4 protein-coding genes are annotated in these 4,893 nt (G+C 32.8%); 2 read left to right on the forward strand and 2 right to left on the reverse strand.

What is annotated here, in order from left to right; genetic code table 11:
• Positions 1–668 precede the first annotated feature (668 nt).
• Positions 669–2,588, reverse strand: a complete 1,920-nt coding sequence (locus F6K40_RS38720; RefSeq protein ID WP_293145164.1) for a sensor histidine kinase — start codon at positions 2,586–2,588, stop codon at positions 669–671.
• A gap of 202 nt (positions 2,589–2,790) precedes the next feature.
• Here F6K40_RS38720 and F6K40_RS38725 point away from each other — a divergent pair, with 202 nt between their 5' ends.
• Entirely contained in the window at positions 2,791–2,940 is a 150-nt protein-coding gene (locus tag F6K40_RS38725) for a hypothetical protein (RefSeq protein WP_293145167.1), read from the forward strand.
• A 667-nt stretch (positions 2,941–3,607) separates the two neighbouring features.
• Here F6K40_RS38725 and F6K40_RS38730 read toward each other — a convergent pair.
• Positions 3,608–4,498, reverse strand: a complete 891-nt coding sequence (locus F6K40_RS38730) for a phosphate/phosphite/phosphonate ABC transporter substrate-binding protein (protein ID WP_293145170.1) — start codon at positions 4,496–4,498, stop codon at positions 3,608–3,610.
• Positions 4,499–4,718: 220 nt separating this feature from the next.
• Here F6K40_RS38730 and F6K40_RS38735 point away from each other — a divergent pair, with 220 nt between their 5' ends.
• Positions 4,719–4,847 carry a hypothetical protein gene (locus F6K40_RS38735; protein WP_293145173.1) on the forward strand — a complete coding sequence of 43 codons (129 nt, stop codon included), beginning with the start codon at positions 4,719–4,721 and terminating at the stop codon, positions 4,845–4,847.
• Positions 4,848–4,893: the final 46 nt, after the last annotated feature.

Genomic DNA, 4,893 nt, shown 5'->3' on the forward strand with positions numbered 1-4,893 from the left:
AATAATGACTCTAGTTTTTTGTCAATGTATTGATTACCGAAAGATTGTGGTCTAAAGCCTCCCTTTTTAAGGGGATAAAAAGCGGTCGAGGGATGGCGAGGTTTCCTCGCCATATCCAATCGACCAAGAGAAAAGATAATTCCGTATTTCCAGGCTCCGACTTTAGCCGGAGGTACTGATAACTGATAACTGATAACTTAAATGACAATTATCCATAAACCGTCAGCTTTATATTTTTGATTTTCCCAATCTTACTCTATTATAAATAAACCTAACATCTCTTAGTTAAATTTTTAATAAATTTAGGTTAAGGTTCATTCATTAATGGATAATGAATAATTACCTATGGTTAAAACTACAACGGAATTGAATATAAGGAAATATCCTAGTAGCGCTACGCGGAATTCATATAGAATCCGGTTATACAGTGTATGTTTATAGCTCTATAATTACTTCAATATTCAATCTCCCCATCTCCTCCAACCATATAAATATAATAAGTATTCAACTTTGCAGTTCAACCTTCGAGGTTGTTACAGCCTAGAAGGCTGAACTGCAAATTACGATAATTAATTACCCGGATTCTATATCAAAGTTCAAAATTAAAAATTAAAAAGTAGCAGACTTTTCTCCCACACCTCCCACACCTCCCACACCTCCCCATCCTGTTAATTATTAATGATTGAATGAGGTATTTGAGTCGGCAAAGTAATAGTAAATTCTGTTCCATGTTCAGAGTTAGAAATTACTTCAATTTTTCCACCATGCTGTTTCACAATTTGGTAGCAATTTGTCAGTCCTAAACCTGTACCTTTACCAACAGGTTTAGTAGTAAAAAATGGGTCAAATAATTTGTCTATAATATTTCCTGGTATTACCGGACCATTATTCCAAAAACTTACTCTAACTCGATCAATATCTATTTTTTCTGTTTGAATTTTTAGAGTCGGAACAAAATCTATTTGACTTGCTGGCAATTGAAATTCTGCTTCATTAATAGCATCAATAGCATTAGCAAGTATATCCAAAAAAACTTGATTAATATTTGCTGGATAACACTCAACCAAAGATAAATCTCCATAGTTTTTAATTAATTCGATGGAGTGAAGTTTATGATTTAAAATTATCAGAGTATTTTCAATACCTTCATTGAGATTAATAGATTTAACATCCGACTCATCCAGGTGAGAAAAATTTCTTAAAGACTCAACAATTTGTCGAATTCTTTCTGCACCATTTCTCATAGAAGATAAAATTTTTAACAAATCTTTAGTTAAAAAATCTAGGTCAATTTCTTCTAGATAATCTTCAATTTCTGGATTTACTTGAGGATAATGCTGCTGATATAAATCTACTAACTCTAACAAAGTATCAGCATATTCTTTAACATACTTAGTATTGCCATAGATAAAATTAATTGGATTATTAATTTCATGGGCAACTCCAGCCACCATTTTCCCTAAACTCGACATTTTTTCTGTTTGAATAAGTTGAGATTGAGTGTGTCGAAGTTGCTGTAGTGTTTTAGTCAGTTCAAGAGTCCGTTCTTCCACACGCTTTTCTAAAGTTTTTTGAGACATTTCTAGCTGATGAGTGTATTCTCCTACCCACAAAATAAGTTTATTTAAAGAAACAGCTAATAATCCAACTTCATCTTTTGTATTCACAGTAGCTTGTAACTGGAAATTAGATTCTTTAGTAACTCTTTGAGCAACTTCAGTCACTTGTTTTAAAGGATTAGCAATAACATTACTGATGTAAATTGCTAAAAATGTTGCAGTACCTACAGAAATAAAAATACTAACAAGAATAATTCTTCTTTGTAATTTTATGACCTTATCAAAACTCGAATTTGCTTGCAAATATTGCTGATCTGCTGCTTTCATAATTAAGGTTAATTTCCCCGATAAACGCTCAAATTTTATATCTATTTGAGTAGCTTCTTTATCAGTTAAAGAAACAATAATTACCTGTTGCGCTTGAGGTACTTCTTCTGGTTTTAAATTAGGCGGATCGATTTTTTTCCATAAAGATTTAATCCTATATACATAATAGTTTGTGACTGTTGTATAAGATTTTAATAGTTCTTGATACTCCCTAATTTCTGTAGCTAAATCATTAGGATGAGTATCTATAAAAATGGTAAGCTCTTCTAAATCTTTCCTAACTCTACTAACATATCCTAAAAATTTTGCTCTCTCAAAATCAAACCAAATATTTTTAGTTAATGCTGGAACTAAATTTTGAGGATGGGAAGTCATCCCCAATATAGATTTTTCCAAATCATTCAGAAGTCTGCTTTGTTTGTCTGCAATATTTAATGCTTTTAGTGCCTGCTTTTCATAATATTCTGAAATTGTTAAGCCTATAGTAATTCCAATTACTGCAACACCAATTGCTATGGCATAGCTATAACCAAATTTTTGAGCAATACTCAGACGTTTTAATACATTACTTATCCTATCGATCTTAAATTTATTTAGGAGTTTACAAATCCTATTTGGCTGTGCAATCTTATTTCTTAGAGAAGAATTAACTTCTATATATTGAGAATATTTATCTTCTTTAGATTCGAGGAATAATACCATTTATCAAAAAATTTTCTAAATTTTATTGAGTAGATTAGTTCAATAATTAATAATTAACAATTAATCATTAATAATTAATAATTATCAAAATAATTGAGTCTAATACCCCGCCTTGATCGGCGAAATATTTTTGGAGCGGGGATTTGAGCCCCGTTACATGCGTTAACTTCTGACTTCCCCTCCTGGGAGCAGGGTCAATTTATTGTCACGCCTAGAAAAAAGTAGGAGAGGGTGGGTAAGTGTGGTTCGTGTGGTTCGTGTGGGAGAAAAGTCCGCTTTTATTCATACAGCTTGCTCCTCCCCATCCGGAGCATCCGGAGCATCCGGACCATCCGGACCACCCTCTCCCTAAATATTCTCTGGCGACTTCCAAGTTATTAGTATTATTTGTCCTTGCAGAACAACTGGTAATAAAGAGTAAAGTATATCCAATAAAATTACGCCGTTTCATAGTTTTTTTCACTCTAAATTTAGTTTGATTATTAAGTTACATAATAACATTGATGTTCCATTTTCAACTATTAGATATTCTCTGAAATTATAACTTTTTACCTAACTAAAACCTAATAGATATATCCGAAAATTTAAAATATAATCAATTATTATCCATAAATTATAAATTACTTCTCTCTGTTCCCTATTCCCTATTCCCTATTCCCTATTCCCTATTTATTATTTACTAAAATTTTTCTTCTTTGATGCTCCCTGGTAAACTATTCCCTATTTCCTAAAATCTAGAAATTTTTACCTAAATCAAACCTAATAGAAATATCCTAAAATCAAAAATATAATATATTATTATCCATCTAGCAATCCTCTAATATATTTGTGTATAAAAATCTTACCACTTTTAGGGAACACTTAACTGGGAACAGGTAGAAGTTTCAGCTTTTTTATCTACTTTTTGATTACCCGCAACCTATTTAAGATTGCTATAGATTATCAATGACTTCTCCCTGTTCCCTTTGACTGAATAATTATTAATTATTAATTATTAATTATTAGTTAAATAATATAGATTATGGTGCAATTAAATCACCTTCTCCAATCGCCTGATAAACATCACGAATCAAATCGTAATCACTATCATTAGCAGCTACCAATTTAGAACCCTGATATTTTTTTGTAGATTCTCCCTTTGCTAAGGCAGTTATTAATTTATCTTGATTATTAACAATAAGATTTTTATACTCTTCAACTACTTGAGAATCTAGCTTATGACTAACAATAATTACATCACTGGGTAACAAATCCGTTTTAGCTACAATCGGAAAATCATTTTTTGATGCACCCTCAGTTTCCAGAAGATATTCATAATCTACCGCAGATCCTCCCCAAGCATCAACCTTTCCTTGTTTAAAATTTTCTAGACTGCCATCATCTCCCAACATCAGAATTTTCAGATCGGATTTAGGATCTAATCCTGCTTCCATCAACAGTTTTGTTGGTCCAAGATGACCACTTGTAGAACCAATATCTGACAATGCTAAAGTTTTACCTTGCAGTTGAGCAGCAGATTTAATGGGACTACCAGCAGGAACAGCAATTACAGAACGATAATTAGGGCGAGTTACTCCAATCAGAGGTATAGCATTTGTCCGAGCATTAATCACAACATATTCTGAAGGTCCTGCTAATAACAAATCGACTTGATTCAACTGTAAAGCAGCGGCGGCCATAGCAAAACTGTCTACTGGAAAAAATTCAATTTTTGTTGCTAATACTGCTTCTAGAGCAGCACGAAATGCCTCATAATCACGTTCCAATTTTCCTGCTTCAACAACATCCGTTACTGCCAATCGCAGTATTTCTGGTTTATTCTCTATTTCCCAGTTATTAGTATTATTTGTCGTTGCAGAACAACTGGTAATAAAGAGTAAAGTATATCCAATAAAATTACGCCGTTTCATAGTTTTTTTCACTCTAAATTTAGTTTAATTATTAAGTTACATAATAACATTCATGTCCCCTTTTTAACTATTAGATATTCTCTAAAATATAGAATTTTTTACCTAAATCAAACCTAATAGAGATATCCGAAAATTGAAAATATAGCGTTTCTCAAATTGGTGAGATACAGTTTTAGATCCCCCCTGCCCCCCTTAAAAAGCTATCCCTTATAAGGAACTCTTGAAACCCTTGTGGGAGGGTGGGGAGGATGGGGAGGGTGGGGAGGATGGGGAGGATGGGGAGGATGGGGAGGATGGGGAGGAGGGGGAAGAAGAATTCTTTCTACAGTCTTCACTCAAGCGTGTCTAATTCAATACATTTTTCTCCTGAAAAAGCCGATTCAAGACTTAAACAT

The organism is Okeania sp. SIO3I5, assembly GCF_010672085.1.
Lineage (GTDB): Bacteria > Cyanobacteriota > Cyanobacteriia > Cyanobacteriales > Microcoleaceae > Trichodesmium.

Excerpts from the sequence above, each read along its gene's own strand:
- F6K40_RS38730 (WP_293145170.1), bottom strand. The coding sequence starts at position 4,498 with ATGAAACGGCGTAATTTTATTGGATATACTTTACTCTTTATTACCAGT.
- F6K40_RS38720 (WP_293145164.1), bottom strand. The coding sequence starts at position 2,588 with ATGGTATTATTCCTCGAATCTAAAGAAGATAAATATTCTCAATATATA.